Annotated in this window: 18 protein-coding genes; 17 read left to right on the forward strand and 1 reads right to left on the reverse strand. The window is 65.8% G+C overall.

Annotation, left to right across the window (positions count from 1 at the left end; genetic code table 11):
* Positions 1-9: 9 nt before the first annotated feature.
* The 14 genes from BN3385_RS25935 to BN3385_RS26000 all read left to right on the forward strand — a co-directional run bounded on the left by BN3385_RS25935 (position 10) and on the right by BN3385_RS26000 (position 14,369).
* On the forward strand, positions 10-741 hold the full coding sequence (locus tag BN3385_RS25935; RefSeq protein WP_059021270.1) for a FadR/GntR family transcriptional regulator: 732 nt from the start codon (positions 10-12) through the stop codon (positions 739-741).
* Positions 742-959: 218 nt separating this feature from the next.
* On the forward strand, positions 960-1,973 hold the full coding sequence (locus tag BN3385_RS25940; RefSeq protein ID WP_082690646.1) for an amidohydrolase family protein: 1,014 nt from the start codon (positions 960-962) through the stop codon (positions 1,971-1,973).
* Complete coding sequence (locus BN3385_RS25945) at positions 1,915-2,991, forward strand: DODA-type extradiol aromatic ring-opening family dioxygenase (RefSeq protein WP_059021274.1); 1,077 nt, start codon at positions 1,915-1,917, stop codon at positions 2,989-2,991. Before BN3385_RS25940 ends, BN3385_RS25945 begins: the two co-directional genes overlap by 59 nt.
* Entirely contained in the window at positions 2,988-3,812 is an 825-nt protein-coding gene (locus BN3385_RS25950) for an alpha/beta fold hydrolase (RefSeq protein WP_059021275.1), read from the forward strand. Before BN3385_RS25945 ends, BN3385_RS25950 begins: the two co-directional genes overlap by 4 nt.
* Positions 3,809-5,116, forward strand: coding sequence for an aromatic ring-hydroxylating oxygenase subunit alpha (locus BN3385_RS25955; RefSeq protein ID WP_059021277.1), 1,308 nt, complete (start codon positions 3,809-3,811; stop codon positions 5,114-5,116). Before BN3385_RS25950 ends, BN3385_RS25955 begins: the two co-directional genes overlap by 4 nt.
* A complete protein-coding gene (locus tag BN3385_RS25960; protein WP_059021280.1) occupies positions 5,113-5,607 on the forward strand; it encodes an aromatic-ring-hydroxylating dioxygenase subunit beta in 495 nt (164 codons plus the stop codon). The genes BN3385_RS25955 and BN3385_RS25960 overlap by 4 nt, the downstream gene beginning before the upstream one ends.
* Positions 5,604-6,365, forward strand: coding sequence for an SDR family NAD(P)-dependent oxidoreductase (locus BN3385_RS25965; RefSeq protein ID WP_059021282.1), 762 nt, complete (start codon positions 5,604-5,606; stop codon positions 6,363-6,365). Before BN3385_RS25960 ends, BN3385_RS25965 begins: the two co-directional genes overlap by 4 nt.
* A gap of 27 nt (positions 6,366-6,392) precedes the next feature.
* Positions 6,393-7,139, forward strand: a complete 747-nt coding sequence (locus BN3385_RS25970; protein ID WP_059021284.1) for an IclR family transcriptional regulator — start codon at positions 6,393-6,395, stop codon at positions 7,137-7,139.
* A gap of 94 nt (positions 7,140-7,233) precedes the next feature.
* Positions 7,234-7,668 carry an ester cyclase gene (locus BN3385_RS25975; RefSeq protein WP_059021286.1) on the forward strand — a complete coding sequence of 145 codons (435 nt, stop codon included), beginning with the start codon at positions 7,234-7,236 and terminating at the stop codon, positions 7,666-7,668.
* A gap of 9 nt (positions 7,669-7,677) precedes the next feature.
* Positions 7,678-8,658, forward strand: a complete 981-nt coding sequence (locus BN3385_RS25980; RefSeq protein ID WP_059021288.1) for a quinone oxidoreductase family protein — start codon at positions 7,678-7,680, stop codon at positions 8,656-8,658.
* A complete protein-coding gene (locus BN3385_RS25985; RefSeq protein WP_059021290.1) occupies positions 8,655-9,458 on the forward strand; it encodes an enoyl-CoA hydratase/isomerase family protein in 804 nt (267 codons plus the stop codon). Before BN3385_RS25980 ends, BN3385_RS25985 begins: the two co-directional genes overlap by 4 nt.
* Before the next feature lie 66 nt (positions 9,459-9,524).
* A complete protein-coding gene (locus BN3385_RS25990; RefSeq protein WP_059021292.1) occupies positions 9,525-11,195 on the forward strand; it encodes an AMP-binding protein in 1,671 nt (556 codons plus the stop codon).
* 10 nt (positions 11,196-11,205) lie between these two features.
* On the forward strand, positions 11,206-12,396 hold the full coding sequence (locus BN3385_RS25995; RefSeq protein WP_059021294.1) for an acyl-CoA dehydrogenase family protein: 1,191 nt from the start codon (positions 11,206-11,208) through the stop codon (positions 12,394-12,396).
* A gap of 5 nt (positions 12,397-12,401) precedes the next feature.
* Positions 12,402-14,369: an AMP-binding protein gene (locus BN3385_RS26000; RefSeq protein WP_059022428.1), complete on the forward strand. Its 1,968-nt coding sequence runs from the start codon at positions 12,402-12,404 to the stop codon at positions 14,367-14,369.
* Here BN3385_RS26000 and BN3385_RS26005 read toward each other — a convergent pair.
* The gene (locus tag BN3385_RS26005; RefSeq protein WP_059021296.1) at positions 14,339-15,094 is read right to left on the reverse strand and encodes a FadR/GntR family transcriptional regulator; all 756 of its coding nucleotides are present in this window, start codon (positions 15,092-15,094) and stop codon (positions 14,339-14,341) included. The genes BN3385_RS26000 and BN3385_RS26005 overlap by 31 nt on opposite strands.
* Before the next feature lie 72 nt (positions 15,095-15,166).
* Here BN3385_RS26005 and BN3385_RS26010 point away from each other — a divergent pair, with 72 nt between their 5' ends.
* The 3 genes from BN3385_RS26010 (at position 15,167) to BN3385_RS26020 (ending at position 18,265) form a co-directional block, all read left to right on the forward strand.
* On the forward strand, positions 15,167-16,249 hold the full coding sequence (locus BN3385_RS26010) for an acyl-CoA dehydrogenase family protein (RefSeq protein ID WP_059021298.1): 1,083 nt from the start codon (positions 15,167-15,169) through the stop codon (positions 16,247-16,249).
* A 73-nt stretch (positions 16,250-16,322) separates the two neighbouring features.
* Positions 16,323-17,489 (forward strand): acyl-CoA dehydrogenase family protein, encoded by a 1,167-nt coding sequence (locus tag BN3385_RS26015; protein WP_059021300.1) that lies wholly within the window; start codon positions 16,323-16,325, stop codon positions 17,487-17,489.
* Positions 17,489-18,265, forward strand: a complete 777-nt coding sequence (locus BN3385_RS26020) for an SDR family NAD(P)-dependent oxidoreductase (RefSeq protein ID WP_059021302.1) — start codon at positions 17,489-17,491, stop codon at positions 18,263-18,265. Before BN3385_RS26015 ends, BN3385_RS26020 begins: the two co-directional genes overlap by 1 nt.
* The last annotated feature ends 1 nt before the right edge of the window (position 18,266 follow it).

Raw genomic sequence — 18,266 nt, forward strand, 5'->3', positions numbered from 1 at the left:
AGGCCATGGATGGCACGCCGTGAACCGGCGGCGCGCTCGTCGCGGGCCGAGGTGGTGGCCGCCGACCTCGAACACAAGATCATGTCCGAGCGCCTTCCGGTGGGGGCCCACCTCGGTCGGCGCGCGGAGTTGATGGACCGGTTCGGCATTAGCCCGACCGTGATGAACGAAACCTTGCGAATCCTGCGGGACCGTGACCTGGTATCGGTGCGCCCGGGACCCGGCGGCGGCATCACCGTTGCCAATACCCCGCCACAGGTCCGGACCGGTGCGCTGGACCTGTGGTTCCAGCCGTCCAACCCTCATCCCCTCGACCTGTTCGAGGCGCGTCTCTATCTGGAGTTCGGACTCACCAAGGCCGCCTTCGAGCGAGCGACCAGCGAGGACATCGCGGCGATGCGCGAGGCGATGGTGCAGATGCGAGCCAGCCGCGAAGCACGTGAGTTCTTCGACGCAGTGCTGAACTTCCATGCGACCGTCGCAGCCGCCGCGCACATCCCGGTTCTGGAGGGCATGCACCAGCTCGTGATCACCAGCATCAAGGCGGTGCTGAGCCGTGTGACGTTCGTGACCGACCATGAGCAGATGCTCGCCGACAGCCTCGTCGTCCACGACGACATCGTCGCCGCCATCGCGGTCCATGATCAGGCGGCGTTCGTCGACGCCATCAACCGCCACGATCGTGACCTGATCCGGGCCGACGATCCCGAGCGAACCCCACACACGCCGCAGCACCCCTGACAGCGGCTGTACCCGCCAGAACCCCGACGCCCGTTGCGTTCTGGGGTGCCCCGAAGCTGCCTTCATGCCGTAACTCCTACCACTGCCAGGATGTGATCCACAACATTCTGCATAAACATCTTGAATTATGACTGCATAATTGCGTAGGCTCCTTCTCGACCGCTCCACCGCCCCCGGAGGCCGCCATTACGTCTCGCGCACCGACTGGCCTGATCGACGTGCACACCCACGCCATCGATCCGGATCTCCCTGAGCTGGTCCGGCGCTATCCCGCCGACCACTGGCCGAGCGTGGAGCGCACTGGCCATACCGCCGCGTGGCTGAACTACGGTGCCCGGCGATACCGCCGAATCGACCACCGCTGCTGGTCAGCGGATGCCCGCCTGGCAGATATGGACCGCGATGGTGTTGCACTGCAGGTGCTTTCGCCGATCCCGGTGACCTTCTGTTATGACGCCGACCCCGCCGGGGCGGCGGAACTGGCTGCCGCGCAGAACGACTTCTTCGCGCGGATGATCGCCGACCATCCGACCCGGTTCGCCGCGCTGGGCGCGGTGGCACTGCAGGACACGGACCTCGCGATCGCCGAACTGCGGCGCTGCATGAGCCGCCCCGGGTTCCTCGGAGTGGAGATCGCGACCCAGGTGCGTGGCCAGGAACTCGCCGAGGAACAGTTCGACCGGTTCTTCGCCGTCGCCGGCGAATTGGGCGCACTGGTGTTGGTCCACCCCCGCGACGAGGACCTGCCCGCACGAATGGCGGGGCTGGCGATGGGGTTCGGGGCCGGCATGCCGATCGAGACGGCCACCGCTGCGGCGGCACTTCTGACCAGCGGGGCCTTGGCCCGCCGGCCCGGTGTCCGGCTGTGCCTGGCGCACGGAGCCGGCGCGCTTCCCGCGATCATCGGCAGACTGGACAAGGGCGCCCAGATCGGCGGAATGGCAACGGATTCCGAGGATCTCCCGAGCCGACTGGCCACCTCTCTGTGGTGTGACTCGCTGACCTACAACCAGACCGCACTGCAGGCGGCGGTGGAGTTGGTGGGCGCTGATCACGTGGTGTTCGGGTCCGACTACCCCTTCCCCGCCGTACCCGAACCTATCGACCACATCGTCGCCGACCTGCCTGCCGGCCTGAGACACCACATCGCAAGAAGGAATCTGGAGAACATCTATGGCGCACTTCCTCGGACTGGGCCTGACGCACTATCCCCTGCTGGCCGGCACGGATGAGCACATGGCCAGCCTGTTGCGCTGGACCCTCACCGATCCCGACATTCCCGAGGCCAACAAGGACCCGTCGAACTGGCCCGGGCTGATGCAACACGAGTGGGGTGCCGACAAGGGTGTCGCCGCGGCAGCCCAGCATCGAAAAGTACTGGTTGACAACCTTGCTCGCTGCCGCGCGGCACTCGACGACTTCGAGCCCGATGTGGTGGTGGTCTGGGGGGACGACCAGTACGAGAACTTCCGCGAGGAGGTGGTCCCGCCGTTCTGCGTCCTGGCCTACGACGATCTGGAGGTCGAACCGTTCGAGCTGATGACCGAACGGGGCAGCCCCAACGCCTGGAGCCTGCCCGATGACACCACCATCACGGTGCACGGCAGCGCCGACGAAGGTCGGTGGCTGACCAATGAACTCATCGAGCGCGGGTTCGACATGGCGTACTCCTATCGCAAGCGGGAGAACTCGGCCTTTCCGCACGCAATCGTCAACACCCAGCTGTTCCTCGACTACGCCAACGCCGGCTCGGCCTTCCCCTATCCGCTCTTGCCGATCACGGTGAACTGCTACGGCCCGCACGTGATCGCCCGCCGCGGCGGCTTGGTCACCTTCGCTCAATCCCGCGGTGAACGTCTCGACCCGCTCGGCCCCTCACCGGCGCGTTGCTTCGCACTCGGTCGCGCCGTGGCGCAGGCGTTCGCCGGAACCGACCTCCGGGTCGCCCTGGTGGCCTCCTCGAGCTGGTCGCATGCATTCCTCGTCGACAAGACCTGGCATCTGACCCCGGATACGGAATCCGATCTGAGGCTCTACGGGCTGCTGACCGACGCCGATTGGGACGCCTGGCAGGCAACCCCGACCACGGACCTGCTCGATTCCGGCCAGCAGGAGCTTCTGAATTGGTTCTGCATGACGGGCGCCGCCGCCGAACTCGGACTCGAGCTCGCCTGGTCGGACATGGTCGTCACCGATGTCTTCAACTCCAACAAGTGCTTTGCGATCTACCAGGAAGGCGGCACTCAGTGACCTCGACGCTGACACAGTCACACACCATCGACGCCGGTGGCATTGACACCGCCTATCTCGAGGCGGGAGCCGGGGAGCCGGTGCTGATGCTGCACGGATCCGGTCCGGGAGTCTCGGCGACCGCGAACTGGCAGCTCAACATCGGGCACCTCGCGAAACGCTTCCACGTGCTGGCCCCGGACATCGTCGGGTTCGGCGCCACCGAGCGTCCCGACGACGTCATCTACTCGCTGCGGACCTGGACCGACCACGTGTGGGCATTCCTGGACGCCAAAGGAATCGACCGGACGGCGATCGTCGGCAACTCCCTCGGCGGGCGGATCGCCCTGCAGATGGCCACCGACAGCCCGGAGCGGATCAGCCGGATGGTCCTGATGGGCTCCCCCGGTGTCGGGATGACACCGACCGAGGGGCTTGCCGCACTGCGCGCCTACCAACCCTCGCACGAGGCCATGCGCCATCTACTGAAAACCTTCTTCGCGGTGAACCCCGACCTGATCACCGAGGACCTCGTGGCGATCCGCTACGAGGCCAGCGTTGCCGACGGCGCCTACGAAGCCTATCGGTCAATGTTCTTCGATCCCAGGCACAAAGGCTCGGAGTTGGCAATCACTGCCGACGAGGTGCGAGCCATCGCGACTCCCACTCTGCTCATCCATGGACGAGAGGACAAGGTCGTGCCGCTGGCAGTCTCGGTGACCATGCTCGACCTATTGCCCAACGCCGACCTACACGTGTTCAGCCGATGCGGACACTGGACCCAGATCGAGCGCGCCGACGAGTTCTCCGCGCTGGTCGCAAACTATGTGGAGGGCTCATGAGCACCGTCGAAGACTGGACGACAGAGTCGGCCACACCTGCGGCCGGCCAACCATTGGTCGTCGATGACCAGGACCGCAACACGTTCCGGGTACATCGTTCCGCGATGACGTCCGAAGAGGTGCATCGCGCCGAGGTGGAGCGGGTTTTCGGACACTCCTGGCTCTATGTGGGCCACGAGTCGGAGATCCCCGGGCCCGGCGACTTCGTCCGCCGCAATGTCGCCGGACGGCCGATCTTCATGGTTCGCGGCGTCAAGAGTGGCAACGTGAACGTGTTTCACAATTCCTGTACGCACCGCGGCGCGCTGGTATGTCGACAGGACTCCGGCAACTCCAAGGTGTTTCAGTGCTTCTACCATGCCTGGACGTTCGACAGCGAGGGCACGCTCAAAGGCGTGCCTGACCGGGAGGGCTACTCCAACGGCCTGAACTTCGACGAACTCGGACTTGTGAAGGTCGCCCGCGTCGAGTCCTACCGCGGCTTCGTGTTCACCAGCTACGACCGCGACATCGTCGACCTGCCAACATGGCTGGCGGGCGCGGCGGAGTACATCGACCTGGTGGTCGACGGTTGCGGGGGCTCCGTCGAAATCATCAAGGGCACCAATGAATACAGCTTCGACGCCAACTACAAGCTGCTCGTCGAGAACAGTGCCGACGGCTACCACGCAGCATCCACCCACGACACCTACTTCAAGTACCTGGTGTCGCTGGGCACCGATCTGCAGGGCGGGGTGATCGGCGAGGCCGTGACACTCGGAAACGGCCACGCCGTCATCGAGTACTCGTCCCCGTGGGGTCGGCCCGTCGCCAAGTGGGAACCGCTGTTCGGCGAGCAGGCGAAGGTCGAGATCGACCGGATCCGTGCCGAATTGATCGACCGCTACGGCGAGGAGCGGGCCCACAAGATGTGCGAGGTGAACCGCAACCTGATCATCTATCCGAACCTCATCATCAACGACATCATGGCCGTGACGGTCCGCACGATGTTCTCGCCCGCACCCAACCGGGTCGACGTCACGGCCTGGGAGTTGGCTCCCACCAACGAGACACCGAGCCTGCGCAACCGCCGCCTCGACAGCTTCCTGACCTTTCTCGGACCCGGCGGCTTTGCGACCCCGGACGACATCGAGGCACTCGAATCCTGCCAGCTGGGCTTCTCCAGTGGCGGCTGCGAGTGGAATGACATCTCCCGCGGCATGGGGCGCGGACCGATGGCCAACGACGAGGAACAGATGCGGGAATACTGGCGGCGATGGCAGCAACAGATGGGTGATGCCGCGGCCCTGGGCGGTCCTCGATGACCATCGTCGCCGTAACCCGTTCTGAGATAGAGGATTTCCTCTACCACGAGGCGTCTCTGCTGGACGCCTGGAACCTCGACGGCTGGCTGGATCTGTACACCCCGGACGCCAAATACGAGGTGCCCTGCAATGACAAACTGGACGCCGACCCGGAGCGTGACCTCCTGCTCATCGACGACGACCACCGCCGCATGCAGGCGAGGGTGGAGCGCCTGAACAATCGCAGGGCGCACCGCGAATACCCGCACTCGCGCAGTAACCACCAGGTCTTCAATGTGCGCGTCGAGCCGGCCGGTCTGCAAGACGGGGAGATCACCGTGACCGCCTCGTTCACCGTGTGGCGATTCAGGGGCGGGAAGTCGAGCGCCTATGTGGGCCGATACCGCTACCGGTTGCGACCGGTCGACGGCAGCTTCCGAATCGCCTACAAGCGAGTCGAGTTGGACATGACCGATCTGCGCCAGGTCGCCGACGTGGCGATCATCTTGTGACCGGTGCACTCGACGGTCGGACCGCGATCGTCACCGGGGCTGCCTCCGGAATCGGGCTCGGTATCACCAGTCAACTGATCGCCGACGGGGCACGGGTCTTCATCGCCACCCGATCGCAGGAGGACCTCGATCGGGTGACGTCACTTGCCGTCACCGGTGGCTTCATCGGCGAACTTCACAGACCCGGTGTGGCCGATGATCTCCTTGCCGCGGCAATCCAGGCGCTCGGCCATGTCGACGTTCTGGTCAACAACGCCGGCGGCGGCGTGATCAAGCCGACCCTGGAACATACCGAGGAGACGCTGCAGGCCACCATCGACAACAATCTCTGGACCACCATCAGGTGTATTCGAGCGGTCCTGCCGCACATGGTCTCCCGCGGCCACGGCCGGATCATCAACATCGGCGCCGACTCGGTGCGCACCGGTCTGATGGACCATGCCATGTACAACGCTGCCAAGGGCGGAGTGCACGCCATGATGACCGGCCTCGCCCGGGAGTTCGCCGACTCGGGCATCACCACCAACACTGTGGCACCGTGCTACGTCCTCACTCCCGAACTGGCGGCCCTGTTCGCGTCCGGTGAAGCGCCGCCGCGGCTGCGGCAAGTCGTCGAACAGGGCACCGAGATCGTTCCCATGGGCCGCCCGGGAGTTCCGGCTGAAGTGGCCGCCACCGTGGCATTCCTGGCCGGTGACGACAGCAGGTTCATCACCGGCCAGACCATCTACGTCAATGGCGGCGCCAGCATGGGCTGAGGCCCGTTACGAGCGGAAGGATCCTTCATGCCAGTGTCCAGGGTGCACCGCATTTCGGCGTTGCTGGCGGCCTTCGAAACCGGTGACCGAAGCCTCGGCATCAGCGAATTGTCCAGGCGCACCGCAATTCCGAAAACGGCCGTATTCCGGTTGATCAAGGATCTGGAGGAAGTCGGATTTCTCGAACGCAGTGGTGACGGCGTCGTTCTCGGCGTGCGACTGTTCGAACTGGGGCAGCAGGCGTCTGCCAGGAGTTCCGTACGCAACGTCGCTCTGCCACTCATGGCTGATCTGCGGGAGGCCACCCGCCAGACGATCCATCTGGCCATCCTGGACGGCACCGACGTGGTGTACATCGAGGTTCTGCGCGGACGCAACGCCCCACGGTTGCCGTCCGTGGTCGGTGGACGCCTGCCCGCCCATGCGACCGGGGTCGGCAAGGCGCTGCTCGCCGGATCAGGTGGTGACGCGACCGACGCCGTGATCACCGCGGGCCTGACCCGCGTCGGCCCCAGGACGATCACCGCCGCAGATGCGTTTCGGCGCCAGCTGATCGGGATCGCCGCCCGCGGCATCGCCTACGAACACGAGGAGTCCGCGTCCGGGGTCGCGTGCGTCGCCAGCGCTATACGCCGACATGACGGAACACCGATCGCCGCCATCTCAGCGTCGGGACGGGCCGACACGGTCGACATCCGCCGTATCGGTCCTGCAGTCCGCATCGCCGCGCAGAGCATCACCAGGGTTCTCACGGCCACGCTCGAAGCGGATTGAGCGGTCATAACTGCACCTCGCCCCCCTGGAGGTGACTGAAAAACCCTCATAAGGGAGACGCAGGCACATCGGAGGCACAACTAGCGTGGCCCCGATGAGCGCCGACCCGGCCGACCTCCTCGGCTACCCCGCCCGCTACTTTGCCGCCTGGAGCCAGCGTGACCTTGCCAGCGCTCTTGACGTGATCGCCGAGAACGTCGAGTGGCAGGACCCGTCGCTGCCCGAACCCCTTACCGATCGCGACGGCGCCGCCGGGTTCTTCACCGCGGCGTGGAGCGGGTTCCCCGACATGGCCTTCCATGCGATTGGCGAGCCGCTCATCGACGTCGCCAACAACAAGGTCACCCAAGAGTGGCGGATGACCGGCACTCACACCGGGGAGGGTTTCCCGCCCGGAGTACCACCCACCGGCCGAGCGTTCGATGTCACCGGTATGGACGTGTGGAAGGTTGACGATGCCGGCCGTGCGGTGTCGGTGCATGCCTACTGGAACGTCGGAACCCTGCTCACTCAACTCGGCCTGGTCTGACCGCCCGACGTGCACGCTGTCGTCCTCCACGAGTTCGGCGACCCGGCAGTTCTGAGGCCCGGTTCGTTCCCCGACCCACCCGACCAACCGGGCTGGGTGACCGTCGAGCTCAAGGCCGCGGCGCTGAATTGGCACGACGTCCTGGTCCGCCAGGGTCGCTACCGCTCCCCCTTGCCCCACGTCATCGGCGCCGACGGAGCCGGGGTACGTCGGGATACCGGTGACGACGTGGTGATCGTCCCGTCCCTGCACTGGGGTCAGCGCGACGAGGCTCCGGCACCGGGGTGGGAAATTCTCGGCGACCATGTCCCGGGTACCTACGCCGAACTGGTGAGCGTGCCGGCAGAATGCCTGGCTCCCAAACCGGCAGGATTCAGCTGGGCGCAGGCGGCAGCCCTGCCACTTGTCGGCCTGACCACCTACCGCGCCTTGTTCAGCCGGGGCCGGCTGCGGGCCGGCGAGTCGATGCTGGTGGTGGGTGCCGGCGGCGGAATCGCCACCATGGCAGTGCAATTGGCCTCACACAGCGGTGCCTCGATCACGGTCACCTCGTCATCGGCCGACAAGATCACCGCCGCGGTCTGCGAGGGTGCTACCGGCGGAGTGCTGCACACCGACCCGGACTGGCCGGAGCAGGCTCGGCAGATGTCGCCCTCGGGCGGCGGCTTCGATCTTGTCCTCGACCCGGTGGGACGCTGGCCGGAATCCGTTCGGGCACTTCGGCCCGGCGGTCGGCTGGTGGTGCTGGGTGCCAACGCCGCCGAGACAGCGCCGATGGATGTGCGCGCGTTCTACTTCGGCCAGTACGACCTGCTCGGCACGACGATGGGCAACGTCCGCGACTTCGCCGGGCTGCTGGCCCTTCTCGCCGAGCATCGGGTACCCCCGCCGGTCATCGACCGAGCCTTCCCCCTCGACGAAGCAGCCGAGGCCCATACCCACCTCGAGACCACCAGAGGATTCGGAAAGACCGTATTGGAGATCGCATGACCCAGCTCGTCGCTTACGACCCGCGCCGCACGGGTCCGGAACCGGACGCGCCGCTGGCCGCCTACCTGATCCTGGATGACCCACAGCGGCGCAACGCGTTGTCCGACGCCCTGCTCGACCAGCTGATGGAAGGGCTCGACCGCGCGGCGGCGGACCCCCATGTCCGGGTGATCGTCCTGACATCATCACACGACAAGGTGTTCTCCTCCGGCGGAAATCTCGACGCGTTCGCCGACACCCGTCCGACCATCACCAAATACGCCGGCCTGAACCGCTTTCCGGACTTGTACCGAACCCTCACCGCAATCAACAAGCCCGTGGTCTGTGCCGCTAACGGTGACGTCCTCGCCGGGGCCCTCGGGATTGCGTTGGCCTGCGATCTGGTGATCGCCAAACAATCGGTCCGGCTGGGCTGCCCCGAGATCAACATCGGCGCATTTCCGTTCATGATCTCCGCCCTCATCTTCCGGGCGACCGGGCGACTGGCCGCCAACGAGCTGATGATGACCGGCCGACTGTTGTCGGCGGACGAGGCACTCGACGTTGGTCTGGTGAACCGCGTTGTGCCCGACGAGCAGTTCGATGACGCGGTACGCGACTGGGTCGCCACGATCGCGTCGAAGTCGCCACTGCTGCTCGGGCTGGGTAAGAAGGCACTCGCCGCAACCCGGGATCTGCCACTGGACGCAGCGCTGGACTACCTGCAGGCCCAGCTTGCTCTGGCCTTCACCACCGAGGACCTGACCGAGGGGGTGCGCGCGTTCAAGGAGAAGCGTGCCCCCGTCTGGCGCAATGCCTAGGTCGCCTCTTGCCTTTTTGGTCTGACCATAATAAGGTTTCGCCATTCACCGAAGGGATGACCAGCGATGAAGCCTGGTAAGCACACCGATCGCTACACACCCGACGAGATCCGCGCCTATCGGGACGCGGGCCTGTGGAGCGACGAAACCATGTTCGACTTGCTGTCACTGCAAGCGGACACTCGCCCGGACAAGGTGTTCGCCACCGACGGGGAACGCTCGCTCACCTACCGGGAATTGCACGACTCCGCGCTGCGACTGGCGGCCGGATTCCACGCCCGAGGCTGGCGGGCCGGCGACACCGTCGCGGTGCAGCTGCCCAACTGGGTGGAGTTCATCGAAGTGGTGGCCGCTCTGTCACGGCTCGGGATCATCACCGTGCCGATCATGCCGATCTACCGCCGCGACGAGGCCGGCTATGTCGTCGGCCACGCCGAAGCACGCGCGGTGATCGCTCCGTCGATGTTCAAAGGCTTCGACTACCTCGGCATGTACCGCGATGTGCGTACCGAGCATCCCGAGTTGGAAATCGTGGTAGCCCGTCCGGATGCCGCCGCGTTGGCGACTGCCGGTGAAACGGGAAGTGGTGTTAGCACTTTGGACGGTGTACGCGCTGAGACGGTGCCGGCCGAGTCCGATCTGCCGCCCCAACCGAGCGCCGACGACCCGTTCCTCATCGTCTACACCTCCGGCACCACCTCCCGGCCGAAGGGCTGTGTTCACACCTTCAACACCTACTGCTCCGGAGCACGCAGCCTCACCAAGGCATTCGGCTACACCGAGGCCGACGTGCAGTTCGGCCCTTCGCCGATCACCCACACCACCGGCCTGGTGACCAGCGTGCTGGTGCCGTTGCTCAACGGTGCGGCCACCCACGTGATGGCCGAGTGGGAGCCGGTTCGCGGTGCGGCCGAAATCGCCAGATTCGGCTGCACCCAGGCCGTCACCGCAACCACCTTCCTGCAGATGCTGCTGGAGGCGTTCGACCCGGAACGCGACGACCTGTCCAGCCTTCGCCTGTGGGTGTGTGCCGGCGCACCGATACCCCGTGCCGTCGTCGAGCGCGCCCATGACACGCTCCCCCACCTCAAGGTCCTGAGCCTGTACGGCCGCAGCGAAAACCTCATGACCACAACCTGCACGATTACCGACGACACCAGTCGGGCGCTGAACTCCGACGGCTCCGCGATGGACGGACACACGGTTGCCATCGTCGACGAAGAGGGCCGCGAGGTTCCCCGCGGCTCCGAAGGGGACATCGCCTACCGCGGGCCGTCGCACATGATCGGCTACCTGGGCAACCCGGAGGAAACCGCCGCCCTGTTCACCCCTAGTGGATTCTCGCGGTCCGGCGATCTTGGCGTCATGGACGCGGACGGCTTCGTCCGAGTCACCGGACGACTCAAGGACATCATCATTCGGGGCGGCATGAACATCAGCGCCCGAGAACTCGAGGAGCACCTCGTGGCGCACCCAGCGCTGAGTGACTCGGCCGTTGTGGGATACCCCGACGACCGACTGGGAGAGAGGGTGGCAGTCTTCGTCGTCGCCCGATCAGGCCACTCCGAGCCGTCGGTCGAGGAATTGCGGGCCTACCTCACCGGGCACGGGGTCGCGATCCAGAAGACGCCCGAGCGGGTGATCAGCGTCGAGAGCCTGCCCATGACCGCAACCGGCAAGGTACAGAAGCACCAGCTGCGCGAACAGGCCGCCAAGATCACCGAGGCTGGAAAGTAGAAGCACCGGAATGGAACTCAAGGACAGTCCCGCTGAAGCCGACTTTCGCCAGCGGATCCGCGCTTGGCTGGCCGACACGCTGCCACTGCTCGGCGGACCCGAACCACATCGACTCGAGGACAAGCGCGACTACTGGGGACGCTGGCAGCGCCTGCTGTTTGATGCCGGCTACGCCGGTTTGTCCTGGCCCACCGAATTCGGCGGCGGTGGTGCCGACGCGAAGATCAAAGCGGTCTTCACCGAGGAGATGGACCGCGCCGGCGCACCAGAGCGGTTGAACATCATCGGCGAGGATTTCGGTGGTCCGACGATCATCGCCTTCGGCACAGCTGACCAACAGCAGCGCTACCTGCGACCAATCCTGACCGGGGAACACATCTGGTGCCAGTTGTTCTCCGAACCGGAATCCGGGTCCGACCTGGCGTCGCTGCGGACGGCGGCGGTCAAAGTCGACGGCGGTTGGAAGATCACCGGCCAGAAGATCTGGACCAGCCGTGCTCAACTGGCCGCCCACGCAATACTGTTGGCCCGCACCGGCGGTGGTCCTCGACACCGCGGAATCACCTACTTTCTGCTCGACATGGCGGCTCCCGGAGTGCGCGTCCGCCCCCTCGAGCACATGCTCGGCGAAGCGGAGTTCAACGAGGTGTTCCTCGACGACGTCTTCATCCCGGATTCCGACGTCGTCGGCGCAGTCGATGACGGATGGCGGGTGGCCATGGGAACGCTGGCCTTCGAGCGGGTTGCCATCGCCACCGGGCGGGTCAACACCACCGGCGCCGTCCAGGATCTGATCGGCGAGATCGCCGCGCTCACCGGTGACGACGGCCGCCCGCTGGGCACCGACCCGTTGATCCGGCAGCGCATCGCGGACCTCTACGGGCGTGCGCTGACGCACTACTCGATCAGCCAGCGGGTGATCAGCGGCGCAGCGAGCGGAGAACCTCCGGGACCGGTGACCTCGATCGGGAAACTCTTCTTCTGCCCACTGGTGGAGGACATCGCCGATTTCGGTCTGTCACTGTCGGAGCTGGACGGCCAATTCTCGTTGCCGGACAAGGACTCCACCGCAGCGGACGCCACCGCCGAGCGCTGGCTCCGGCTGGCCAACCAGGGACGCGGCACCGCGATCGCGGGCGGTTCCACCTTCATCCAGCGCAACATCGTCGCCGAGCGCATTCTCGGCATGCCCAGGGAGTGATGGACATGAGTGACTACGTCTGGAAGCCCACACCGGAGTACATCGACCACGCCAACGTCACCCGACTGGCCCACAAATATGGCCTGCGGGACATCACCGAGTTGAGAGAACGCTCGGTAGCCGACCCCGCCTGGTACTGGAATGCCGTATTGGAGGATCTCGGCATCCAGTTCGCCACGCCACATACCGAAGTACTGGACCTCAGCCGCGGCATCGAGCACCCGGACTGGTTCGTCGGAGCCGAACTCAACGTGGTCGAGACCTGCCTGCGCCGCTGGCGAGACGCCGGACCGGATCGCATCGCCGTGCGGCATGAGGCCGAAGACGGGTCGGTGCAGACCCTGACCTATGCCGAACTCGCCGAGCAGGTCGCCCGCGCGGCGGCCGGTCTGCGGCGGCTCGGCATCGGTCGCGGTGACGCCGTGGGGCTCTATCTCCCGATGATCCCGGAGGCGGTGGTGGCGGTGTACGCCGTGGCAGCCCTGGGTGCGGTTCTGGTTCCGCTGTTCTCCGGCTTTGCTGCCGCGGCGATCGCCTCGAGGCTTATCGATGCCGACGTCAAAGCGGTGGTGGTGGCTGACGGAACCGTTCGGCGCGGACGGACCGTCGCGATGCTGCCGCAGCTGGCCACGGCCCTCGCGGACGCTGGGCACGTCGAGCACCTCGTCGTGATCGAGAACGTGGGCGACGCAGCCGATATCGACTCCCCCATTGCCGTCACGCGCTGGTCTGAGCTCACCGGCGCGCCGGCCGACCTCGTCACCGAGCGTGTCCCCGCCATGCATCCGCTCATGCTGGGGTACACCTCCGGGACCACGGGTCGGCCCAAGGGCGCCGTGCACACCCACGCCGGGTTCTTGGTCAAGACCGCGAGCGAGGTCGCCTACTCCTTCGATATGACCAGCGATGGGGTGTTCTGCTGGATCACCGACATGGGCTGGATCATGGGACCTCTGTCGATCATCGGCACCCATGCCAACGGTGCGGCGCTGGTCCTCTATGAAGGCTCTCCCGACGTTCCGGACAACTATCGACTGTGGGATCTCGTTGAGCGGCATCGAATCTCCATGCTCGGTGTGTCGCCGACGCTGATCCGGACGCTCAAAGGATCGGATCTCACTCAGATTCGCGCCCGCGACCTGTCCTCGGTCCACGTGCTCGGATCGACCGGAGAGCCATGGGATCCGGATTCCTACGACTGGCTGGCCCGCGATGTCTTCGACAGCCGGGTTCCGGTGATCAACTTCTCGGGCGGCACCGAAGTCGGCGGCTCGTTTCTGGCGCCGTACCCGGTCGAGCCCATTCACAGCTGTTCGCTGGGCGGGCCCTCACTCGGCATGGACGTCGACGTCGTCGACGACCGCGGTGACTCGGTGCGCGGCCAGGTGGGTGAGCTGGTGTGCCGCCAGCCGTGGCCGTCGATGACGCGCGGGGTGTGGAAGGACGATCAGCGTTACCTGGAGGCCTATTGGTCGCGCTTCCCCGGCATGTGGACCCACGGGGACTTCGCCATGGTCGACGACGGCGGCCAGTGGTTCATCCTCGGCAGATCCGACGACGTCATGAACGTCGCGGGCAAGCGGCTGGCACCGGCTGAAGTGGAGGCAGCCCTGTCGACACATTCGGCGGTGAGCGAGTCCGCGGCAGTAGGTGTACCCGACTCGGTCAAAGGTGAAGCCGTGTGGGCGTTCTGGGTGGCCCGGGATCCGGCCTCGGTCGACGAGGAGACGGTCTCGCGGGAACTCAGGGAGATTGTCGGCAAGGAACTCGGCAAGCCGTTCGCGCCGTCGAAGGTATGGCGCGTTGATGCCCTGCCCAAGACGAGGTCGGCCAAGATTCTGCGGCGCGCCATTCGCGCGGCGGCGCTGGGCACCGATCCCGGTGATCTGTCGGGCGCGGAGAACCCGGAGGCTATCGACCGGATTCGGGAAGCAGTCGTTGATCAGTCGTCGACGGTGATGGAGTCACGTTGATCGACTTCCAGGGCAGCCGAGGCGTAGGAGTGCACGTGTCTGCGCATCCGTCGTCCGGCGGCTTCGGCGTCGCGTTCGCGGATGGCCCGGGTGATCGACTTGTGCGCCCGCGTGGTGACGTCCCGCACCGACTCGTCGACGAACGAGGCGTTCTCGGTACCGGCGTAGATGGCCTGCGAGAGGCCTGTCATGAAACCGATCAACAGTTCGTTGTGACTCGCGATCGCGACGCCGACGTGCCAGTCCAGGTTGGCCAGCAGGAACCGGGACAGGTCGGCGTTCGGGTCGGCGATCGCCTCATTGGCGCGATCCAGCCTTTCCAGGTCCTCGCTGGTCCGCTTGGCCGCCGCAAGTTCGGCGCAGAACGGCTCGAGTGCCTCCCGCGTCTCCATGAGATCAGCCAGCTTGATCTGTCTGCCTCGGATCAGCATGCTCACGGTGTTGGCCATCGAGGCCGTACTCGGGCGCTGAACGAAGGCACCGCCGGCACGACCGGCCTTGACCCGAACCAGGTTCTGAACTTCCAGAATCCGCAGCGCTTCGCGCACCGTGGCCCGGCTCATCTGGGTCTGCTTGACCAATTCACGTTCGGCCGGAAGCGCGGCGCCTTCGGGAAGTTCCCCGCTGAGGATCCGTTCGCGCAGTTCACGTGCCAGCACGTCGGGCGCCTTGGGAACGTCGACGGGTCCGAGCGTGATTGCCGACCTTGCCGCGCTCTCACCCATCAAGAGCCTCCTCCATCGACCTAATGGTCTGACCTTAGCACCTAACAGCAACGATCACCTGCGGAGACATCCATGCACTGGGAACTATCCGATGAGCAGCACATGTACGCGGAATCACTGCGCGACTGGCTCGCCGGCAAAGCCGACTCCGAACATCTTCGCGCGTGGCTCGACTCAGGAGACCACCGCAGCTTCGACGACGCGCTCACCCAGGAGGGCTGGGCCGGGGTGGGGTTCGACGAGTCACGCGGCGGGCAGGGCGGCGGATTGTTGGAGTTACTGCTTACTGCGCGCGAGTTAGGCCGCGCTGCAGCGCCTTCCGGGAGATGGCTGGCCCGGGCGGTGGCTGATGTGGCACTGGAGAACGAGCCGGAACTCGCGACCGCCGCACAGGAAGCGGGTGAACTGACCGTTGCGGCTGTGCGATCCGACCGCATACCCACCTCCCGTTCGGGGGTGCGTTGGCATAACGGCAGCGTGACCGGCGAGGTTCGGTGCGTGCTCGCCGCCGACGACGCCACGCGGCTCATCGTGCCGGTCCAGAGTCCCGACGGCGACCGGCTGTTGGTGGTCGATCGTGAAGCCATCGGCGTGGACGTGCGCCCCCGAGCGGTACTGGACCGCTCCCGCAGCGCCGCCGATGTCCTGTTCCACGACGCGCCGGCACGCCCTCTCGACACTGACTGCGGGGACCGCGTCTGGGATCGATTGGCCGACCGCGCGGCCGTCCTGGTGGCGGCCGACGCGCTGGGCGCCGCCGAGCGCATGCTCGACATGACGGTGGAGTACGCCAAACAGCGCAAACAGTTCGGCCGACCTATCGCCGCGTTTCAAGCTGTGAAACACGCGGCCGCTCAGATGTTGGTGACCGTCGAATCGTCCTACTCGGTAACGCTTCTGGCGGGTGCCTCACTGCAGGAGGGTGCCGATGACGCACAACTGCACGCTGCGGCGGCGAAGGCACAGGTGACGCAGCATTGCGCCGAACTCGCCGACTCCGCGCTCACCGTCCACGGCGCGATCGGCTATACCTGGGAGTACGACCTGCAGCTGTTCTACAAGCGAGCCAAGCTCGATCGCGTCCTGTTCGGTAGCCCGGAGGCGTGGAACGAACGCATCGCGGCGCTGCTCCCCCTCGTTCCCAGCCCCGGCTGACCATCGCCACATCTTCCAATTTGGTCTGTCCATTAGTATTATTCGAACATCAACCTCGACCTGGAGAGTCACCGTGGACTTCGAGCTCAGCGACGATCAGCAGACCATCCGTTCCGCCGTGGCCGAACTTGCCGGAAAGTTCGATGACCACTACTGGATGACCAAGGATCACAACCACGAGTTTCCGCAGGAGTTCTACGACGCCTTCGCCGATGGCGGCTGGCTGGGTATCACCACACCCGAGGAGTACGGCGGCCACGGCTACGGCATCACCGAGGCATGCCTGCTGCTCGAGGAGGTCGCCGCATCCGGCGCCGGAATGAACGGCGCCAGCTCCATTCACATGTCGATCTTCGGCATGCATCCGGTGATCCTGCACGGCTCTGAAGAACTCAAGGCCCGCACCCTGCCTCGGATCGTCAACGGCGATCTGCACGTGTGCTTCGGGGTCACCGAGCCCGGCGCGGGATTGGACACCACCCGGATCACCACGTTCGCCAAGCGTGACGGGGACCGCTACATCGTCAACGGACGCAAGGTGTGGATCTCCAAGGCGATGGAGTCGGAGAAGATCCTCCTGCTGACTCGCACAACGAAATTCGAGGACTCGCCCCGCAAGACCGATGGCTTGACCCTGTTCCTCACCGATCTGGATCGCACCAAGGTCGACGTGCGCCCGATCCCCAAGATGGGCCGCAACGCGGTGAGCTCCAACGAGCTGTTCATCGATGGCCTCGAGATTCCGGTCGAAGACCGCGTCGGTGAAGAAGGCGAAGGTTTCAAGTACATCCTCGACGGGCTCAACCCCGAGCGATGCCTGATCGCGGCCGAAGCGCTCGGCATCGGTCGCGCCGCGCTTCGCGCCGCCGTCCGTTACGGCAATGAGCGCGAAGTGTTCGGTCGTCCGATCGGAATGAACCAGGGCATCCAATTCCCGCTGGCCGACTCACTGGCCAAACTCGATGCCGCGGAGTTGATGCTGCGCAAAGCCACCTGGCTCTACGACAACGGGAAACCGTGTGGGCGCGAGGCTAATACGGCGAAGTACCTGTGCGCCGAGGCTGGATTCGACGCCGCCGACCGGGCATTGCAGACGCACGGTGGCATGGGCTATTCCGAGGAGTACCACGTGGCCCGCTACTTCCGCGAGGCCCGCCTCACCCGGATTGCACCGATCAGCCAGGAAATGATCCTGAACTTCCTCGGATCGCACGTCCTCGGCCTTCCCCGGAGCTACTGATGACGACCCCGACGCAACTGGCGGCCGCCTTCCGATTGGACGGACGTTCTGCATTGGTGACGGGAGCGGGCGGCGGTGTGGGCGCAGCCGTCGCGCAGGCCTTCGCCGCGGCGGGGGCCGCTGTTCTGGTCTCCGACATCGACAAGGACGCCGCCGCCGCGGTGGCGGGCACCATCACCGCTGCCGGCGGACGCGCCGAGTCGTTCGGCTTTGACGTCCGCGATGCCTCCGCCGGCGCGGAGGCAGTCTCCCGAGCCGCGGCGCTGGCCGGGGACACCCTGCATGTTCTGGTCAACAATGCCGGCGCGATCGCCCCGGCGATGCTGGCCGACCAGACCGAAGAAACCTTCCGCCGCATCATCGACATCCACCTGGTCGGCAGCTTCCTGTGCAGCCACGCCGCACAGGCGCTGTTGCCGAGCGACGGGACCGGACGCATCATCAACGTCACCTCGGCAGCCGGACTGACCGGCACGATCGGGCAGGTCAACTATGGTGCGGCCAAAGCCGGCATCATCGGGCTGACCAAGTCACTGGCGCGCGAACTGGCCCGCAACTCCGTCACCGTCAACGCGATAGCCCCACTCGCAGCGACCGCCATGACCGCGAACATCAGGTCCAATGAGAAGCTCGCCGCCAAGACTCTCGCCCGTATTCCGTTGGGCCGCTGGGCAACCCCGGAGGAGATCGCCCCCAGCTTCGTGTTCCTGGCCTCCGACGCCGGGTCCTACATCACCGGCCAGGTGCTCCCGGTCGACGGCGGGACGGTGATCTGAC

Origin of the sequence: Mycobacterium sp. M26 (assembly GCF_001494595.1) — a bacterium.
Lineage (GTDB): Bacteria > Actinomycetota > Actinomycetes > Mycobacteriales > Mycobacteriaceae > Mycobacterium.

Excerpts from the sequence above, each read along its gene's own strand:
- BN3385_RS25955 (WP_059021277.1), top strand. The coding sequence starts at position 3,809 with ATGAGCACCGTCGAAGACTGGACGACAGAGTCGGCCACACCTGCGGCC.
- BN3385_RS26020 (WP_059021302.1), top strand. The coding sequence starts at position 17,489 with ATGACGACCCCGACGCAACTGGCGGCCGCCTTCCGATTGGACGGACGT.
- BN3385_RS25935 (WP_059021270.1), top strand. The coding sequence starts at position 10 with ATGGCACGCCGTGAACCGGCGGCGCGCTCGTCGCGGGCCGAGGTGGTG.
- BN3385_RS26000 (WP_059022428.1), top strand. The coding sequence starts at position 12,402 with ATGAGTGACTACGTCTGGAAGCCCACACCGGAGTACATCGACCACGCC.
- BN3385_RS25975 (WP_059021286.1), top strand. The coding sequence starts at position 7,234 with ATGAGCGCCGACCCGGCCGACCTCCTCGGCTACCCCGCCCGCTACTTT.
- BN3385_RS25990 (WP_059021292.1), top strand. The coding sequence starts at position 9,525 with ATGAAGCCTGGTAAGCACACCGATCGCTACACACCCGACGAGATCCGC.
- BN3385_RS25995 (WP_059021294.1), top strand. The coding sequence starts at position 11,206 with ATGGAACTCAAGGACAGTCCCGCTGAAGCCGACTTTCGCCAGCGGATC.
- BN3385_RS25945 (WP_059021274.1), top strand. The coding sequence starts at position 1,915 with ATGGCGCACTTCCTCGGACTGGGCCTGACGCACTATCCCCTGCTGGCC.
- BN3385_RS25985 (WP_059021290.1), top strand. The coding sequence starts at position 8,655 with ATGACCCAGCTCGTCGCTTACGACCCGCGCCGCACGGGTCCGGAACCG.
- BN3385_RS25970 (WP_059021284.1), top strand. The coding sequence starts at position 6,393 with ATGCCAGTGTCCAGGGTGCACCGCATTTCGGCGTTGCTGGCGGCCTTC.
- BN3385_RS25960 (WP_059021280.1), top strand. The coding sequence starts at position 5,113 with ATGACCATCGTCGCCGTAACCCGTTCTGAGATAGAGGATTTCCTCTAC.
- BN3385_RS26005 (WP_059021296.1), bottom strand. The coding sequence starts at position 15,094 with ATGGGTGAGAGCGCGGCAAGGTCGGCAATCACGCTCGGACCCGTCGAC.
- BN3385_RS26010 (WP_059021298.1), top strand. The coding sequence starts at position 15,167 with ATGCACTGGGAACTATCCGATGAGCAGCACATGTACGCGGAATCACTG.